Source organism: Brevibacillus sp. AG162 (assembly GCF_006715575.1).
In the GTDB taxonomy this organism is placed as follows: Bacteria; Bacillota; Bacilli; order Brevibacillales; family Brevibacillaceae; genus Brevibacillus; species Brevibacillus brevis.
On the sequence record NZ_VFNO01000001.1, the window covers coordinates 446,813 to 463,862 of the forward strand.

A 17,050-nucleotide genomic window follows, 5' to 3' on the forward strand; every position below is an offset into this window, starting at 1 on the left:
AGAAGGTCACATTATGATAAGGGGTAGGACAAAAGAAGCAAGCAGGAGAGAGGAGAACAGGAATGACGACAATGGAGAGCAAAGAGGGGATGCAGCCAAAAAAAGGCGTGCGTCGCTTGCTGGAGATTGCGGATGAGAAGCGCGGATTGCTCGTCGTCTCGGCAATATTGTCTTCCTTGAGCGCAATAGGCATGTTGGTACCTTATGCATCCGCCTACTTCATTTTACGCGAACTGTTAACGCATGCAGCGTCTCCCGCGATGGCAGACGGGGCGTACATGATTCGGTGGGGAGTTATTGCGCTTTTGGGACTCGTGGGAAGTCTGGTCATGATGTATGCAGGCGGGATGGTGTCTCATATCGCTGCGTTTCGCATTTTATACGGAATGCGGGTCAAATTGGCTTCGCATATCGGCCGTTTGCCGCTTGGCTGGCTGAACGGAACGTCTACCGGTGCAGTCAAAAAAACATTGGAGCAAAATGTGGAAAAAGTCGAGACGTTTGTCGCGCATCAGCTTCCGGATTTGGTGCATGTAGTCGTGACGACGGTGCTCATGATCGGCGTGATGTTTTACTTGAACGTCTGGTTGGCGCTGGCCTGCGTCGTGCCGATCATCCTAGGACTGATTGTGCAGATCATTACCTTTTCCGGGACAAAAACAAAAGAAAATATCAAGAGGTACTACGATTCACTAGAACGGATGAACGGATCTGCTGTCCAGTATGTACGCGGGATGCCAGCGATCAAGGTATTCGGGCAGACGGTTCATTCCTTCCGGCGTTTTTATGCGGATATGATCAGCTATCGAGACTATTGCGTCAAGCATAGCGATGATTTTCAAAACGGATTTTTGGTGTTCAAGGTGATCCTGAGTTCATTTGCGGCCTTCATTCTCCCGGTAGGGGTGTTCATGCTAAGTCAAGACCCGCAAAATGTCGCGTTTGCATCAGTTCTGCTCTTTTTTCTCGTAATGGCGCCAGGTGTATCTGCACCGATGTTTAAGCTCTTGTTTTTGACCTCTACTCTGCGTGACATTGGCGAGGGGGTGGAGCGCATGGATCGGATTTTGGCAGAGCAACCCGTTGCTGAACCGATTAGCTCCCAGCGTCCACAGAGCTTTGATGTCGCATTTGAAAACGTCTCTTTTTCTTATGCAGCAGAGGGAAGAACAGGAGGAGAGGCACTTTCTCGCCTATCTTTTTTGGCGAAGCAAGGGCAGGTGACAGCTCTGGTCGGACCATCTGGTGCAGGGAAATCTACGGTAGCGAATCTCATTCCGAGATTTTGGGATGTTTCGGAGGGAGCGATTCGCATTGGGCAGGTAGATGTGCGGGAGCTGTCGAGCACGGATTTGATGAACACTGTTGCTTTTGTCTTTCAGGATACGTTTTTGTTTTACGACACGGTTTACAACAACATTGCCATCGGATTGCCGGATGCAACGCCAGAATCGGTCTATGCAGCGGCGAAGGCAGCCCAATGCCATGATTTTATTCAAAAGCTCCCGCAAGGCTACGACACCCTGATCGGAGAAGGGGGAGTCTACTTGTCCGGGGGAGAAGAGCAGCGTGTGGCGGTCGCACGGGCGATCCTGAAAAACGCACCGATTCTTGTCCTCGACGAGGCGACTGCCTTTGCCGATCCTGAAAATGAGTATGAGATGCAACTGGCTCTGGCAGAGCTGATGAAGGGCAAAACCGTCATTGTCATCGCCCATCGCCTGTCAACGATTCGGGATGCAGATCAAATTCTGGTGCTGGAGAAAGGGCAGCTGATCGAACAAGGCAGGCATCAATCATTGGTAGAGGCGAATGGGCTTTATGCCCGGATGTGGAAGGCTTACACCGATGCGCAAGACTGGAAAATGGGCGAAGGAAAGGGGAGTGTGGATGCCGATGAGTATGTTGAACAATATCACAGCAGGTAAACCGCGGGCGCTGATCAAACCCGTTATTTACACGACACTTGCCAACCTTGCGCAAATATTGCCGTTTGCCTTGCTCGTGGAGGCTGCTCGATTGATTTTTGAGCCGTTTGCCCAGCCGGGTGCCCCCTTGAACGGCGAGCGACTCTGGTGGGTATGCGGATGGATGGTCGTCTCGTTGCTCCTTTTGTTTCTATGCGAAATTCCAGCGTATCGCTCGCAGTTTCGCGGTGCCTACAGTACGGCTGCCGAGGGGCGAACCAAGCTCGCAGAGCACCTTCGCAAGCTGTCACTCGGTTACTTGAACAAAAGAGACCCAGGGGATTTGGCCAATATGATGATGGGAGATTTTACGATGGTGGAGCACGGTATTTCCCATCTCGTACCACAAATGTTAGGGGCGATCATCATGCCTGTCATGGCGATCGTAGGTCTTTCTTTCATGGATTGGCGCATGGCACTGGCCTTGTTTGCTGCGTTTCCCATAGCAATTCTCTTGGTGCTGATGACATCAGGACTTCAACGCAGGCTCGGAGCGAAGCACATGCGGGCCAAAATTGACGCCGCCAATCGCTTGCAGGAATATTTGAACGGCATTCGTGTCATCAAGGCGTACAATTTGACAGGCGAACGCTTTGTACGGCTGGAACAATCCTTTCGGGAGTTCATGCGACAGAGTATACGGATCGAAGGGTTGCTGGGACCGATTGTACTCGCCGCCATCGCTTTTATCCGAGCTGGCCTTACACTCATGGTCATGGTCGGCGTGTATTTGCTCGTAGCAGGTAGCATAGACCTGATCACGTTTGTCATGTTCCTGCTGGTTGGGACACGTATTTTTGATCCATTGACAGCTGCACTCGTCAACTATGCAGAATTCCGATACCACGAACAGGCGGGAGAGCGGATTGTCCAGTTGCTGGCGGAGCCGATCATGACAGGCGTGCAGCAACCGCCTGCGGAAAACGACGTGAAGCTCGAAGGCGTCTCTTTTGGCTATATCGAAAAGAACGTATTGAACAACGTGAGCATGCACATGCCAGTCGGTTCATTTACAGCGTTGGTCGGGCCGTCCGGCAGTGGAAAAAGCACCGTGATGCGGCTGGTTGCCAGATTTTATGACCCGTCGAAGGGCACTGTTCTGCTAGGCGATCAACCACTTGTCGACATGGACCCGGAAGCACTCCTCTCCCGCGTGTCGATGGTGTTTCAGGACGTGTATTTATTCCAGGACACGATTGCAAACAACATTCGGTTCGGAAAAAGGGATGCGACACAAGCTGAGATCGAGGAGGCGGCCAAACAAGCGTGCTGCCATGATTTCATCATGAAGCTGCCCGATGGCTACGATACGCTCGTAGGAGAAGGAGGAAGCACGCTGTCAGGCGGGGAGAAACAGCGCATTTCCATTGCCCGAGCGATCTTGAAAAATGCGCCGATCATTCTCTTGGATGAAGCAACAGCCTCACTAGACCCCGAGAATGAGGCGCAAATTCAGAAAGCGATCGATACGCTTATCGAGGGAAGAACGGTTATTGCTATTGCTCATCGTCTGAAAACCATTCGTAATGCTGACAACATCTACGTGTTGGAAAATGGCACGGTCGTCGAATCGGGACAGCATGATGAGCTTGTGATGAAAAACGGTTTGTATGCACGGCTGTGGAAGCTGCAGCAAGCGACAGGCGGCTGGAGACTGTCTTCCTAAATCAGTGACAAAACCCGCGGGGCAAGTCAGCCGAAGCGGGTTTTGTCATGGGCAAACTCTCCATATCAGGTATCCGTTTTTTTAGTCGCAGGGACGTTGCGGAATAGCTTGGTCATGCACACCCACGCGATGAGTGGGCCGATTCCGATACACAGGATCAACCAGTTCAGCGTAAGAGGAGAGACGCTCAAGGACGTTACCAGAAGAAAGACCAGAATCCCCACCAGCCGACCAACGTCCAGAGCGAACTCTCGCAGCACGACATACTCGACCCGATTGCGTGCGCTCTCCTCGTTTGTGCCAATCAGATCAAAAATCGTAGAGAGCATGGGCACAGAAAACAGCGGATACGCGATGGACACGGCAATCCCGAAAATAAGCAGTGTCGTAAAGCTCACCTGCCAAAAAAATACGAAGAGAATCCCCCACATAATGACAGAACCAGTGAGCATTCCCCACTTGCGATAGCGAGGAGCGAACCATTTGGCGATCAAGAAGTAGCTCACAAGTCCGACGGCAGATGTAGTCAGCCAATAGTTGCCGAGAGTCATCTCGCTTCTCGTGGAAATGTAAACGAGTAGGCCGATCACAAAGCCGAATACGCCTTCACGCAGTCCTTGACCAGCCAAAGCGCCTGCCGCCCAGCGCCACTTGGGCTCCTCTCGCAAGCAACGTAAGGAAAAGCTCCAAGAATACGTCCCTTCCGATTGGCGTTTTTTCAGAAAAAAGCTGATAAAAACGCCGACGACAAATAGCGCAAGCGAAATCCCGAAAATAAGGGAGTAGCCGCTATTGCCCGGAAGCCGCGTAATAAGCATACCTGATATCCATGGAGCGAGCATGCCGCCAATGGAAGCAAGCAACCCGGCCCAACTGTTGAAAAGGTCGCGGTTATCGGCATTCGTGATTTCGAAGTACACCACATTAAAAGAAAGCCAGAAAAAACCACTCGCCATGCCCTGAACAAGACCAAGTGGGACAGCGTAAGTAACAGCTTGGGGACCCGCCAAAAGAACGAGCAAATAAAAGAGGGCAGAAACCGCCATCCCAGCACGCAAGACATTCATTTTGTTCAGTTGCTTTACATACCAGCCTGCAAGCCAGAAGGTCAGAGCACCCGCGAGATGGGCAGAAAAAGTAAACCATGCGATCGGAGCAAATTGACTTTTTACCTTCCACAAATAGACGTTTACAAACGTGCCAGAAAGAGCGCCAGCGGCTATGAATACAGCGTTGACCAAAAGCAGCAGCTTGGCTTGATTGTCCAGACGACCTGATTGCTTTTGCTGAGAAGGCTCGTGGCGGGACACTTTCAGACCAATGGACTCCTGAATTTGAAGGAAGGATGGAAGGCGTTTTTTTGTTTTTTGCTGCATACGTTCCCTCCGCGCAAAAATAGGACATGAACATAACGTGCCCTACCGTTGCTGCTTTCAACAGAGAAGTGAGTAAAGACCATGTTTTTCCAAGAGGAAAAGCGAAGATCGCAATTTTTTGAACGTTATTTCATTTCAGGGAGGAAAACGACTAGCAGCAAACAAATTAAGAGAGGATAGTCATACGAAAATACAGAAGCGAACAGAAAAGAGGTCACGAGATGGCGACAACCATTTTCCGAAATGGACGCATTTACACAGGAGATTCCAGGCATTTGTTCGTACAAGCACTGGTCGTTCGAGATGGAATTGTACATGACTTGGGCAGCGATGCGGACATGCTTCTTCAATACGGAGGCAGTGATGCAACGGTCATTGATCTGCAAGGATATACCGTTACGCCGGGATTGATTGACAGCCACCTGCACTTGGGATGGCTCGGTCTCACCTTTTTGCAGCTGGATTTGAGTAAAGCTCGCTCCAAGGACGAAATGCTGTTTCTCTTGAAAGAAAAAGCGCAAGCCACACCTGAAAATGTGTGGATACAGGGCTACGGCTGGGATGAGAATTTGTTCGCGGATGGGGGCGGCATTCCTACCATCGAAGAGCTTGATCAAGCTGCACCGCATTGCCCGATTCTACTGGCACGAATATGTGGACATGCGAATCTGGTAAACAGCAAGGCATTGGAGCTATGTGGCTATCATCGTGACATGGAGGTGCCTGCGGGGGGAGTCATTGTACATGATCCTGTGAGCGGAAAGCCAACGGGGATGCTATTAGAAACAGCCTCCAACCTGATTACGAAGCATATTCCGAGACCTGACTACGATCAGTTAAAGGAAAGCCTGCGCAGCTCGATTCGCTATGCAATGGCGCATGGATTGACAGGGGCACATACGGAGGATCTGCGTGAATTGGGCGGACTTGCGCAAACGTATCGGCTCTATGATGAGCTCATCAATGGCGAAGAGCTTGCGCTGCGCAGCAACCTGCTTGTCTACTATCCGCATATGCATGAACTGCACGACTTAAACATGACGGCAGGTTACGGCAACGCTCATGTGCAAATTGGTGCGGTGAAAATTTTCGCAGATGGAGCATTGGGACGCAGGACGGCTTATCTGTCTGCTCCATACGCTGATGATCCGAGCACCAGCGGTTATCCTGTGCATGAGCAAGACGAGCTGACAGAGCTGGTTCGACAAGCGCGTGGACTCGGAATGCCCATTGCCGTACACACCATTGGAGACAAAGCACTGGAAATGGTGCTAGACAGCTTGGATCAGTTCCCGGCAGTCGCCTATCGGGATCGCCTCATTCACACACAAATCTTGCGGCCAGACCTGCTGGACCGCTTGAAGCATCCTCATCGGATCGCAGATATCCAACCGCGTTTTCTTGCAGGAGACTTCCCGTGGGTGATGGATCGCGTAGGACAGGAGCGGATTCAACACTCGTACATCTGGAAAACGATGATGGATTACGGAATCATTTGCGCTGCGGGCTCGGATACACCGGTAGAACCAATCGATCCTTTGTTGGGGATACACGCAGCGGTCACGCGCAAAGCACCGGGTGAAACACACGATGGATACTTCCCGCAAGAAAAGCTGACGATGGAGGAAGCGATTCATCTGTTTACATTGGGCAGTGCGCAGGTGACGAATGAGGAGCATGTCAAAGGCACACTGTCTCGTGGAAAATATGCGGATATGACCGTCTATTCGAAGGACCTGTTTACCATCGATCCAGATGAGCTGCTCTCGACAAAGGTCATGATGACCATCATTGGCGGAAAAGTTTGCTACACGTCTTGAAAACATAACCCGAAAATCAGAGCAGCGGCTGCCCTGGACAAGAAAGTAAAGTCCTGGACTGCCGCTGTTTTATGGTGGGATCTACTTTTCAGACGTACTTGCCAGATGCTCCTCAAGACGATCCATGGTCTGTTCGGCACCTGGGACGGCATATGTTTTCACCTTATCGAATACTGCGGCAGTTTCTTCAATCGATTCGCTCAAGTTGAACGATCTCGACGAAGACATTGGTGTTGGGAAAATCAACGCCATCAGGACCGTGCATGATAAACTGCCATGTACCGCCCGGTTTTAGAGTAAACTCCTGTCCCTTCAGGACAAGTGAGTCGGGTTTTTGGTCAGCTGCTTTCCGCGCAGCAAGCTCTTCACATCGATTTCTGCAATCAGCACACTGATCAAAACGAGACCTGCGCCTATGTACCCGCGAACAGACAGTGTTTCGCCTGTGACTAAGAAGGCAAACAGGGCAGCAAAGACTGGCTCCAAGGAAAAAATAACACCCGTGTGCGTGGCGGTCGTATATTTTTGGGCCACCGTTTGTACGACAAAGCCAATTGCGCTGCACAATACGCTAAGGGCGAGCACGGCGATCCAAGCCTCTGTCGTCTGCGGCAATGTAGGAGTCTCCAGCGCAAATGAAAAAACAATGCCCAGCAGAGCCGTAAAGCCAAGCTGGTAAATCCCCAACTGGATCGTATCCGATTGATTGGCCCATCGACCTGTTACGGTAATATGTGTAGCGTAAAAGAGGGCGCCAACGATGCACAAAAGGTCTCCTTGGCTGATGCGAAAGTCAGCGCTTAGTGTGAGCAGGCCGATGCCGATCATAGCCAGTCCAGCGCCTACAAAGACTCTTTTTTCAGGACGGTTTCTTAAAAGAATAGATAAGAGCGGAACAAAGATAACGGTCAAGCTAACGAGAAAGCCTGCCTGGGAAGCCGTCGTTGATTTCACTCCGTTCGTAATGGTGGCAAAAACCCCAAAAAGGAGAGCACCAAGTACGAATGCATGAAGTAATGTTTTTCGATTCGTGCTGCGCAAGCGTTTATGGAACAAGGCGGCTGCCAGTAGAAAAGCAATGCCAAAGCGGATGCCGATCAGATTGAAAGTCTCCAAATCCTTCAATCCCATTTGCATAAACACATACGAGGTTCCCCAAAACAGGGTGACCAAAATCATAGCCAAATCGGCTTTCACTTGCGGTTTCATGATGGATAAGTCTCCTTCCCCGGGAAAAAGCGGGTCCTAATCAGTGTTGCGCCATAAACAGTATACGAGTATCGTTTAAATAAGAAAAATGAATGTTTGTGATGATTTTCATGAATCGGATTCATGTAAAGGGGACGAAGAAAGGTGAGTTTGAACAAGTTTGAGGTAGTGATCACCGTTATTGAGTCGGGGAGCTTAACCAAAGCTGGAGAAATATTAGGTCTGACACAATCAGCGGTCAGCCATGCGATTGCGAGTCTGGAGCGGGAATTTGGATTTTCACTTTTGACCAGAGGACGATCAGGCATTAGCCTCACGAGTAATGGGGAGCGACTGCTTCCATACATGCGTGAGACTCTGCGCTGTCATGAGCGTATGAAACAAGAGGTGTTTGCCATCAACGGGTTGGAGGTCGGAACGGTGAGAATTGGAACGTTCACGAGTGTATCCACGCAATGGCTTCCCGGAATCCTCAAGCGGTTTCAAGATCAGTATCCGGCGATCGAGATTAGGCTGATGGAAGGGTATTACGATGGAATTGAGAGCTGGATTCAAACAGGAGAGATTGATTTCGGCTTCGTCTCCTTACCAACAACAGAGGATTTGGAATGTATCCCTTTAAAAAAGGATCAGATGTATTTGCTGGTGACAGAGGAACACCCGCTCTACAAAGAGGAGCGGGTGCATGTGAGCCGATTGGCCGAAGAGATATTTATCATGCCGAAGACAGGCTGTGACAATGATATACAGCGCTTGCTGGCCCAGTATCAGATCGAGCCCCGAATCAAATATGAAGTGGGAGATGATCACGCGATTATTGCCATGGTCCAAAATGGACTCGGGATCAGCATTCTTCCGGAAATGATTTTGTTCCGTCTGCCTGCAAATATACGGATGATCCCGCTTGAAGGGGAGCATTACCGTTCGCTGGGGGTGGCAGCAACCTCTTTTTCCAAGCAATCACCGGCTGCCAAACGCTTCTTGCAGTTTGTAACCGATTGGGTAAACGAGCAGCAGGCGTAATTCAGACAGACAAATCGCTCCTGACTTCCTTCGCCAGTGGCTGCTTTCGGACAAAGGGCAGGTACAGCAAGAAAAACAACGCGAGCGCTACGCCTTCCAACGAAAGGATGTACCACGGATACGGGCCCAAAAAGTCAATCAGACTGGGATTGTCCGGTTTGCGCGAGACAAATAAATAATTTCCGCCCGTCCATTGGTTGACGAAAAGTGCGACGAGCAAAAGCAGGTTTAAAAAGCCCATCGTTTTCCAAATCGAACGGACAGTCGGACGGTAGCCTTCTACCCACGTCATGTACAGGCAAGCAAGAATGATTCCTGCGTGGGCTACAAAAAAATGCACAAAGCGAAAATGCGGAAATGGATAAAACAACTCGGGTGTAAGCAATGCCTGCATGGCACCGCCAATCCCGGCAAAAAACGTAATCTCATACAGCCCGTAGCTTCTCGTCATCAGCATCACGGCAGATAGAAGGAGAGTCACGCTACACAGCTGCAAGGGCAATGTGTAGGCGGCTGTCCAGCTCTCGGTATAAACATGCCAAAGCTGATAACAAGCCTCTGACAAAAGTAAGACACCTGCGAGCACGTAACGTGTGGCGAGTCGATTTGCCGGGGCTTGGAGCTTTTGCCGAAATAAATAGGTGAGAACGACCAGACAGAGCACAAGAATCAAGGTGATAACGTGTGAAGTGGAAAACAGACGAAACGGCTCCCCTGTCAGGAAAAGTGACAAATAGGGTGAGGTCATGATGATCTCCTTTTTGTTTATTATTTTTTATATTTGAAAATTCACGAAATTTTAACAGATAACTATTTTTCTGATATAAATCTTTGGTTATAATATAAATAGACTACGTTACATCATTGAGAGGAGATATAGTCTTGAACTTAGTGCTCACGGAAAAACAATGCAAGTCTTGCCAGGCTCGCTTGACCGAGTATGAAATCGAGAACAATGGTGCGCTCTGCATGGAATGCTTCAAGGAAGAACAAGGCGAATAAAAGTAAAGCAAGGCATACGGCAACTGACTGTCTACTGCTATCTAATAATAGACCCTTTCAATCAGGCCCTCTCTTTTTAATTGAGAGGGCCTGATTTTTTTGCAGGCCTTATTCCGGGAGCGGGATGATGAGTTCCATTCTTCGGCTGCCGTCTTTCATGCTTGTTTCAAACAAGATCAGTGTCAGTGTGCTGTTCGGCTCCGCTTTTTTCACTTTCAGTGTATGGGTAAAATCTCCCCAATCAGGAGCAGCGGTCGAAGCTTGCACGAAACCTTGCGTCAACTCGTTATGTCCATCTTCTACGACATAATTGAGTACAGCTTCGAACACGCGCGCCTGTCCTTTGATTTCGAATGTGTCTTGGGCGGTTTTCTTCACAGTGACATTGCGGAAAATATCATTGGCATAGACAGTCTCCTGTTGAGCTGGTTGTTCCGTTGTTGGCTTCTCAGGCGTTGTAGGTGGTTGCGTGGTCGCGGGTGGCTCAGAAGCAGGTGTCTCGGGCTCGGCTGCAACGGGTGGCTTCTGTTGTTCTGTTGGAGTGGATGGGCTATCTGTGCCACTCGTGCATCCTTGCAGCAAGCCGATCGTCAACAGCAGCAAAAGCATTTTTTTCATGGTATCCCTCGATTCTGTCTGGTATGAAATGGTACCTACAAATAATAAGACGTAAAAACAAATAAGAGTGTTTCAGGTGGATGAGTCTTCCTGCATAAACTATGATAGAATGGAGAGGAAGTAGCAACCATTATTCCTAGAAGGCTGGTCTGATAAGAATGGAACAACAGACGTTTCGAGTGGAAAAAGACTTTCTTGGCGAGAAGCAAATTCCAGTAGATGCTTATTATGGCGTGCAAACGATGCGAGCAACGGAAAACTTCCCAATCACCGGGTATCGTCTTCATTTTTCCCTCATCAATGCAATGGCAATGGTAAAAAAGGCAGCTGCGATGGCAAATATGGAAGTTTCCAGATTGAATCCGCGGTTAGGCAATGCGATTGTTGCTGCGGCGGAAGAAATCATGCAAGGAAAATGGCATGATCAATTTATCGTCGATCCGATCCAGGGCGGAGCAGGTACTTCTATTAATATGAATGCCAACGAAGTGATCGCGAACCGCGGTCTTGAGATGCTTGGTGAGAAAAAAGGCGATTATTTCCACTTAAGTCCAAATACACATGTCAACATGTCTCAGTCGACCAATGATGCTTTCCCGACAGCGATTCATATTGCAACACTGACCCTGTTGGAAAAGCTGCTCGTGACGATGGATAAGATGCATGATGCATTTGGCCAAAAAGCAAGAGAATTCGATGATGTCATTAAAATGGGCAGAACGCATTTACAGGATGCGGTTCCGATTCGCTTGGGCCAAGAATTCGAAGCATACCGTCGTGTGCTTGAGCGCGACATCAAGCGTATCAAGCAATCTCGTCAGCATTTGTACGAAGTCAATATGGGAGCGACTGCGGTAGGAACGGGATTGAATGCTGACCCTCGTTACATTACGACAGTAGTCAAGCATCTTGCCGATATCACAGGCTTCCCGCTGACAGGTGCGGAGCATCTCGTGGATGCTACACAAAACACAGATGCGTACACAGAAGTGTCAGCAGCACTGAAAGTTTGCATGATGAATATGTCTAAAATCGCGAATGACTTGCGTTTGATGGCATCAGGACCTCGAGCTGGACTGGGAGAAATCTCCTTGCCAGCACGTCAGCCGGGCTCCTCGATCATGCCAGGAAAAGTCAATCCTGTCATGGCAGAACTCATCAACCAGGTAGCGTTTCAAGTCATCGGAAATGACCATACGATTTGTTTGGCATCCGAGGCAGGTCAGCTAGAACTGAACGTGATGGAGCCTGTGCTTGTCTTCAACTTGCTGCAATCGATCAGCATTATGGACAATGCATTCGATGTCTTTACGCGTCACTGCTTGGAAGGCATCGAAGCAAACCGCGAGCGCATGAAAGAATACGTGGAAAAAAGCGTAGGCGTCATCACTGCGGTGAATCCTCATCTCGGATATGAGACTGCTGCACGCATTGCCCGCGAAGCCATTTTGACAGGAAAGTCTGTACGTGAGCTGTGCTTGCAACACAATGTACTGACAGAAGAAGAACTGGATTTGATTCTTGATCCATTTGAAATGACTCATCCAGGTATTGCTGGAGCATCCTTGCTGGATCGCGACTAAACCAAAAAACTCCCGCGCTTTGCACATGCGAAGCAGCGGGAGTTTTTGCTTGCAAAGGAAGGGCTTGTCCTACTTTTTGGGAAGCTGATCCAAGCTCTTGAATTCATACCCTTGCTTGCGTGCTTCATCGATCATCATCCCGAGAGCCTCTGCATTGTCTTTGGAGACAGAATGGAGCAGAATAACAGCCCCAGGATGCAATTGGGCCATCACGCTATCATAGGCATATTTTGCCCCACGCTGGACTTTGGTATCCCAATCCTTATAGGCAACCGACCAAAAGACATTGGTATAGCCCAAATCTTTGGTTACAGCAAGTGTACGATCGCTGAAAATTCCTCTAGGAGGTCGCAAGTAACGCATGTTCGCTTGTCCGGTCACCTGCTGGACCGCATCGCTTACTTTCGTCAATTCGTCTTTGATTTTCTGATTTGATACGGTTGTCATATCGGGATGGCTCCAGGAATGGTTGCCGATCAGATGTCCCTCTTGTGCCATTCGCTTTAACAACTCGGGCTGTTCCTTCACAAAATGACCTGTCACAAAGAAAATGGCAGGGACTTTTTTCGCGAGAAGTGTGTCTAAAATCTTTGGCGTAAAGCCATTTTCATAACCGTTATCAAACGTCAAGTAAAGCTCTTTTTTCGTGGTATCCCCTAAAAAAACCGCACCGTGACGATCTACAATGCCTTTAAAGCCTTCCTCGTTGATAGAGGGTAACTGACCATTTTTGCTCTTTTTAAATCCAAAATGGTACGGGTGATCTGGTGAGGCCATAGTCGAGTCAACTGGCAAGGCACTTGTAAGCAACAAGCTAATCCCGATCAACAAGCTTTTGATAAATCGTCTTTTCAATAAGAAGCTCTCCCTTCTGTAGCGAAGTCATGATGTATTTAAGTCGATTCCATCAAAAGTTTGTCCAGTCTACTTCCAAATATGTAAACGTACATCTGCAACAGCAACGAGGGTCGAAGTGCAAATGAAGCGGTATTCCAAGTTGTGTAAAAAACTTCTTTCAGTAAGGAGACAACTGTCCATACAAGAAAAAGGAACACGTCATATAGTATCAAAGTCGACAGAAAAATGTTGGCATACCGAGTAATCATCTATAGCCAGGAGGTGTAGTTTACATGGAAGAATGGTTGGAGCAATTACGTGATGCCATCGGCGAAGGTGCAGAAGAATTGGAAGTAAAAATCGAATACGAAGATGGTACCACGAGACATTTGTACTTCGGCAGTGATGAAGAAGATGATGAAGATGACGACGAAGAATCCGATGACGAAGAATCCGATGATGACGAAGAATCCGATGACGAGGAATCTGATGACGAAGACGAGGACGAAGATGAAGACGAGGACGAAGATGAAGACGAAGATGACGACGACTAATCGTTTGTATGTATTGAAAAAAGATACGCGTACATGCGTATCTTTTTTCTGTTGCATTCTGTAATATTAAACATATTTCATGATGAGGATGGAACAGAAAATGAGCTTTCAAGTGAGTCATCAAACGATAAAAGAATGGTGCGGTCGCCTTTCTTATGAAAGAGGAAAGACTTTTTACCGTTCTGGGAACGTGCTTGTGGAGCATTTTCAACAGGAGCCTGCCTGGATCAAAACGACAGTGAACGCAGGAAAAAATAACTATCAAGTCACGATTGAACTGGACGAGTCTGGTATGGCAGCCGTGTGCAGTTGTCCCACTTTAGCGTCGTACGATCATTACTGCCAGCATATCGCAGCCTCGTTGTTAACTATGCGTGATCTGCAAGTAGACGAGGATCATGGCAGCTATTCCACATCCTTTGCAACGAGACAAGCAGGCATGACAGCACAGGCTGATTCCCAACTGACAGAGGGACTGTTCGGCTTGTTCGTGGACCGGCCGATTCGGACAAGCCATAATCGCGTGTTACTGGATTCGCGAACAACGCTTGCCTTGGAAATCATTTGTAAAATCGTACCGTACGGCTTTCGCAAGAGCATGATCGGAATAGAGCTGAAGCTAGGGCCAAAGAGGTTGTACATCGTAAAGGACATTCGCGCGTTTTTAGACCGGGTGGATAAGCAGCAAGTGTATCGTTTCTCTAGCCAATTTACCTATGATCCGAATTTGCATCGCTTTTTGCCAGAGCATGAAGCCATCCTTCGTGAACTCCTGCAAATTTACCGCACGGAAAAAATATATCGAGAGACAGCAAGCTACCATTATCAGGAACAGAAGCATGTGGGTGGGGAACGGGTTCTTCTTGTTCCACCATTTACCTGGGAGCGATTATTTGCTTTGCTACTTACCGCACCGTCTGTTCACATTCAGCATCATGACCAAATGTATCCAACGTTTGCATGTATCGATGAGCCGCCACCACTCCACTTCGAATTTGACCAGACAAAGACTGATCAATATCAGTTGGAAGTCCAAGGATTCAAGCGAATCACTGTCTTGGAAGCTTACGGATTGTTGCTTGTAGATGGCAAATGGCACCGACTCCAAAAGGAACAATGCCACAGTTTGGCAGAGCTGAAGCACTTGTTAGAATCGCATAGCAGTGAGCGGATTCACATTCCCGCGGAAAAAATCGAGCCATTCATGGTGCAGGTTATCCCGGCCTTGATGAAACTAGGGAACGTGCAAGTTGCAAAGGCTGTCTCGGAACGAGTCGTGCAATTCCAGTTAAAAGCCAAGCTGTATTTGGACAGGGTAAGGGACCGGCTGCTGGCGGGGCTTGAGTTTCAATATGGTGATATCGTCATCAATCCGCTGGAAGGGTATGAAGGAGGAGGGCAACGTGGCAGTGAGCTGATTTTGATGCGTGACGGGGAGAAGGAGCGGCAGATTTTAGAGCTGATGGAGGAAAGTGCCTTTACCCGCACGGAAGGAGGGTATTTTCTAGATGACGAGGAAGCTGAGTACGACTTCCTTTACCACGTCGTCCCTAAGCTGGAAAAGCTGTTAAAGGTATACGCGACAACATCCGTAAAAATCAGGATTCAGCCTCTCCATCTACCACCAAAAGTAAAAGTGGATGTCGATGAGCGAACAAATTGGCTGGATTTTCGCTTTGATATGGATGGAATACCCGAGTCCGAGATCCGAAGTGTGATCCAATCGGTAGAAGAAAAGCGCAGATATCATCGGCTGTCGAATGGAGCGCTTCTGCCGCTTGAGACAAAGGAATTTGAGCAAATCAATCGTTTCCTAGACGAGATGGGCATGCAATATGCTGAGCAAATGGGAAGTGGTTTTCAACTTCCTGCTTTTCGCGGGCTGCGCTTGCTCGATATACCCATGCAGGGACAGTCTGTTCAGCTAGGCAAATCATTGCGCCAGTTTTTGGAGAATATGCGTAACCCTGATAATCTGGACTTTCCAGTACCCGAGTCTTTGCAGGGGACACTTCGAGATTATCAGAAGTTTGGCTATCAATGGATGAAAACACTGGCACACTACGGCTTTGGGGGAATTCTCGCAGACGATATGGGCCTGGGGAAGACATTGCAAAGTATAACCTTTCTTCTCTCTGTTCTGCCCGAAATCCGAGAGCAAAAGCTCCTAGCGATTATCGTGGCTCCTGCCTCTCTTTTATACAATTGGCACAATGAAATCAAAAAGTTCGCGCCAAATATCCGTAGCGTTATTGTGGATGGCACGAAGGAAGAGCGGAATCAAATCGTAAACGAACTGTCAGAAATCGATGTGCTCATTACTTCGTATCCGCTCCTGCGCCGTGATCATGCCAAGTTCGAGGAGCATTCCTTCCACACCTTGATCTTGGATGAAGCGCAGACCTTCAAAAACTATGTCACTCAGACAGCTCAGACAGTAAAGCGTATAAAAGCCAAGCATCGCTTTGCCCTTACAGGAACACCTGTGGAAAACAGGGTAGAGGAGCTGTGGTCCATCTACGATGCTGTTTTCCCAGAGCTTTTTCCGGCACGAAAGGAATTTCTCGACTTGCCGCGAGAGACGATTGCGAAGCGGACGCGTCCATTTTTATTGCGCAGGCTCAAGACCGAGGTACTGAAGGAATTGCCAGCCAAAATTGAAACACTGCAAAGCGCAAGACTCTTGCCAGAACAGAAAAAGCTGTATGTCGCCTACTTGGCGCAGCTCCAACAGGAAACAGTGAAGCACCTGTACAATAAAGGTTTTCAAAAAAATCGGATCAAAATTCTCGCAGGCTTGACGAGACTGCGGCAAATATGTTGTCATCCAGCGTTGTTCGTCAAAGAGTATGACGGAGGGTCCGCCAAGCTCGAACAGCTATTCGAGATTATCGGGGAATGCAAAAACGCTGGGAAGCGCGTTTTGCTCTTTTCTCAATTTACGGAGATGCTAGGGATAATCGGACGCGAGCTGGGGTATCACGGTGTCCCGTTTTTCTATTTGGATGGACAGACGCCAGTAGCAGAGAGACTAGATTTGTGCAACCGATTTAACGAGGGAGAGCGGGATTTGTTTCTCATGTCTTTGAAAGCTGGGGGAACAGGATTGAATGTGACGGGAGCGGACACCGTGATTTTGTATGATCTGTGGTGGAATCCCGCTGTGGAACAACAGGCAGCTGATCGTGCCCATCGCATCGGACAAAAAAACGTCGTTCAAGTGATCAGGCTTGTTGCAGAGGGAACGGTTGAAGAGAAGATGTACGAGCTGCAACAAAAAAAGAAAAACTTGATCGAGGAAATCATTACACCGGGGCAAGAAGCAATCTCATCTTTAACCGAGCAAGAAATACGCGAATTGCTGATGATTTAACACGAACAGCTTGACTATCGCT

The 17,050-nt window shown here is 48.6% G+C and carries 12 protein-coding genes and 1 pseudogene; 7 read left to right on the top strand and 6 right to left on the bottom strand.

Going from position 1 to position 17,050, the window contains the following annotated elements; genetic code table 11:
- Positions 1-89: 89 nt before the first annotated feature.
- Both FB479_RS02125 and FB479_RS02130 read left to right on the top strand, forming a co-directional pair.
- Complete coding sequence (locus FB479_RS02125) at positions 90-1,928, top strand: ABC transporter ATP-binding protein (protein WP_185746331.1); 1,839 nt, start codon at positions 90-92, stop codon at positions 1,926-1,928.
- The gene (locus FB479_RS02130) at positions 1,897-3,633 is read left to right on the top strand and encodes an ABC transporter ATP-binding protein (RefSeq protein WP_142061984.1); all 1,737 of its coding nucleotides are present in this window, start codon (positions 1,897-1,899) and stop codon (positions 3,631-3,633) included. The genes FB479_RS02125 and FB479_RS02130 overlap by 32 nt, the downstream gene beginning before the upstream one ends.
- Before the next feature lie 65 nt (positions 3,634-3,698).
- Here FB479_RS02130 and FB479_RS02135 read toward each other — a convergent pair whose 3' ends face one another.
- The gene (locus tag FB479_RS02135; protein WP_142061987.1) at positions 3,699-5,009 is read right to left on the bottom strand and encodes an MFS transporter; all 1,311 of its coding nucleotides are present in this window, start codon (positions 5,007-5,009) and stop codon (positions 3,699-3,701) included.
- A gap of 221 nt (positions 5,010-5,230) precedes the next feature.
- Here FB479_RS02135 and FB479_RS02140 point away from each other — a divergent pair, with 221 nt between their 5' ends.
- Entirely contained in the window at positions 5,231-6,829 is a 1,599-nt protein-coding gene (locus FB479_RS02140) for an amidohydrolase (protein ID WP_142061990.1), read from the top strand.
- Positions 6,830-6,910: 81 nt separating this feature from the next.
- Here the strand turns inward: FB479_RS02140 and FB479_RS02145 are convergent.
- Positions 6,911-7,160: pseudogene (locus tag FB479_RS02145) on the bottom strand (SRPBCC domain-containing protein); the annotation flags it as partial.
- Positions 7,142-8,038, bottom strand: a complete 897-nt coding sequence (locus FB479_RS02150; RefSeq protein ID WP_106653347.1) for a DMT family transporter — start codon at positions 8,036-8,038, stop codon at positions 7,142-7,144. The pseudogene FB479_RS02145 and the gene FB479_RS02150, both read right to left, overlap by 19 nt.
- 144 nt (positions 8,039-8,182) lie before the next feature.
- Between FB479_RS02150 and FB479_RS02155 the strand changes: the two genes are divergently transcribed.
- Entirely contained in the window at positions 8,183-9,061 is an 879-nt protein-coding gene (locus FB479_RS02155) for a LysR family transcriptional regulator (protein ID WP_142061993.1), read from the top strand.
- Between the two features lies 1 nt (position 9,062).
- Here the strand turns inward: FB479_RS02155 and FB479_RS02160 are convergent, their stop codons facing one another.
- Both FB479_RS02160 and FB479_RS02165 read right to left on the bottom strand, forming a co-directional pair.
- Positions 9,063-9,809: a YwaF family protein gene (locus FB479_RS02160; RefSeq protein WP_142061996.1), complete on the bottom strand. Its 747-nt coding sequence runs from the start codon at positions 9,807-9,809 to the stop codon at positions 9,063-9,065.
- A gap of 362 nt (positions 9,810-10,171) precedes the next feature.
- Positions 10,172-10,681 (bottom strand): Gmad2 immunoglobulin-like domain-containing protein, encoded by a 510-nt coding sequence (locus tag FB479_RS02165; RefSeq protein WP_106653350.1) that lies wholly within the window; start codon positions 10,679-10,681, stop codon positions 10,172-10,174.
- Positions 10,682-10,839: 158 nt separating this feature from the next.
- On the opposite strand from FB479_RS02165, the gene aspA reads away from it, so the two are divergent.
- Positions 10,840-12,264 carry an aspartate ammonia-lyase gene (gene aspA, locus FB479_RS02170; protein WP_370511668.1) on the top strand — a complete coding sequence of 475 codons (1,425 nt, stop codon included), beginning with the start codon at positions 10,840-10,842 and terminating at the stop codon, positions 12,262-12,264.
- Positions 12,265-12,333: 69 nt separating this feature from the next.
- Here aspA and pdaA read toward each other — a convergent pair whose 3' ends face one another.
- The gene (pdaA, locus tag FB479_RS02175; protein WP_142061999.1) at positions 12,334-13,119 is read right to left on the bottom strand and encodes a delta-lactam-biosynthetic de-N-acetylase; all 786 of its coding nucleotides are present in this window, start codon (positions 13,117-13,119) and stop codon (positions 12,334-12,336) included.
- A gap of 275 nt (positions 13,120-13,394) precedes the next feature.
- Between pdaA and FB479_RS02180 the strand changes: the two genes are divergently transcribed.
- Together FB479_RS02180 and FB479_RS02185 are read left to right on the top strand one after the other, a co-directional pair.
- Complete coding sequence (locus FB479_RS02180) at positions 13,395-13,655, top strand: DNA primase (protein ID WP_142062002.1); 261 nt, start codon at positions 13,395-13,397, stop codon at positions 13,653-13,655.
- A 100-nt stretch (positions 13,656-13,755) separates the two neighbouring features.
- The gene (locus tag FB479_RS02185; protein WP_142062007.1) at positions 13,756-17,028 is read left to right on the top strand and encodes a DEAD/DEAH box helicase; all 3,273 of its coding nucleotides are present in this window, start codon (positions 13,756-13,758) and stop codon (positions 17,026-17,028) included.
- Positions 17,029-17,050: the final 22 nt, after the last annotated feature.

Coding starts and splice junctions, on each gene's coding strand:
- FB479_RS02125 (WP_185746331.1), top strand. CDS start 90: ATGCAGCCAAAAAAAGGCGTGCGTCGCTTGCTGGAGATTGCGGATGAG.
- FB479_RS02130 (WP_142061984.1), top strand. CDS start 1,897: ATGAGTATGTTGAACAATATCACAGCAGGTAAACCGCGGGCGCTGATC.
- FB479_RS02135 (WP_142061987.1), bottom strand. CDS start 5,009: ATGCAGCAAAAAACAAAAAAACGCCTTCCATCCTTCCTTCAAATTCAG.
- FB479_RS02140 (WP_142061990.1), top strand. CDS start 5,231: ATGGCGACAACCATTTTCCGAAATGGACGCATTTACACAGGAGATTCC.
- FB479_RS02150 (WP_106653347.1), bottom strand. CDS start 8,038: ATGAAACCGCAAGTGAAAGCCGATTTGGCTATGATTTTGGTCACCCTG.
- FB479_RS02160 (WP_142061996.1), bottom strand. CDS start 9,809: ATGACCTCACCCTATTTGTCACTTTTCCTGACAGGGGAGCCGTTTCGT.
- FB479_RS02165 (WP_106653350.1), bottom strand. CDS start 10,681: ATGAAAAAAATGCTTTTGCTGCTGTTGACGATCGGCTTGCTGCAAGGA.
- aspA (WP_370511668.1), top strand. CDS start 10,840: ATGGAACAACAGACGTTTCGAGTGGAAAAAGACTTTCTTGGCGAGAAG.
- FB479_RS02180 (WP_142062002.1), top strand. CDS start 13,395: ATGGAAGAATGGTTGGAGCAATTACGTGATGCCATCGGCGAAGGTGCA.
- FB479_RS02185 (WP_142062007.1), top strand. CDS start 13,756: ATGAGCTTTCAAGTGAGTCATCAAACGATAAAAGAATGGTGCGGTCGC.